1 protein-coding gene is annotated in these 797 nt (G+C 64.6%); it reads right to left on the bottom strand.

The features are described from left to right. Positions 1-106 precede the first annotated feature (106 nt). The gene (locus AB1460_RS37945) at positions 107-451 is read right to left on the bottom strand and encodes a hypothetical protein (protein ID WP_368967426.1); all 345 of its coding nucleotides are present in this window, start codon (positions 449-451) and stop codon (positions 107-109) included. Positions 452-797: the final 346 nt, after the last annotated feature.

Below are 797 nucleotides of genomic sequence, written 5' to 3'. Positions count from 1 at the left end.
GTCCGTCTGGATTTTCAGCCGCCGCGGTGGGACCAGGACTCCGTACGCGATCGACAGATCCCGGGCCGCGTGGCGGTCGAACGCATACTCAAGGGCGATCGCCCGCTCATTCATCCGTCGGACTTCCCGCCGCGGCTGAGACGAGATAGTCCGACAAAGCACCGGTCACGAGCGACGAAATCGTCGTGCCGCAGGCCCGGGCTTCCTCGCGTGTTCGCTCGGCCAGCGCAGCGGGAAGCTTGACCGTGAACACCACCGTCGGCTCAGGCACGACCACCCGTCCATCCACCGCCGAATCGGCGTAACGCCGGGCCTGCCGCAGCGAAACCCCAAACCGCGCGGACAGCAGAAGGGCGGCGTCCTCGATCGGAACGCCGCCCTCCAGCAGCTGCGCCGCAGCGTTCACCCGCTCGGCGTACTCACCCGCACCCACACGACGACGATCACCCACAGCCAGATCAGTACTACCGCCTGTGTCGTGACGTCACCTCGACACGCCGAGGCAGTTCCAGCCGCCGGTAGCTCAGCGTGACCTCGAACTCGAAGTTGCCAAGTGCGTTGGAGGCGTAGTTTCCCCAATCCTCTCCAATATTTATCTCGACAGGTTGGACGGCTTCGTCACCACAGATCTCCTCCCGGACTACAACAGGGGTGAGCGCAGGGCACCTAATACTCCAGTGACAGTGGTCGGCGTGTGGTCTCTGGAGTGGGCGACGGCGTGGCGTCCGAACGGGCGCGGCCACCGTGTGATTCTCCGTAGTTTGTGAGAACCAACAAAGAAACCGCGGTGGCCGCGG

It is taken from the genome of Parafrankia sp. FMc2, assembly GCF_041008525.1.
In the GTDB taxonomy this organism is placed as follows: Bacteria; Actinomycetota; Actinomycetes; order Frankiales; family Frankiaceae; genus Parafrankia.
Note: the sequence above shows the minus strand (reverse complement) of the source record. Positions and strands in the feature narration are given on the sequence as shown.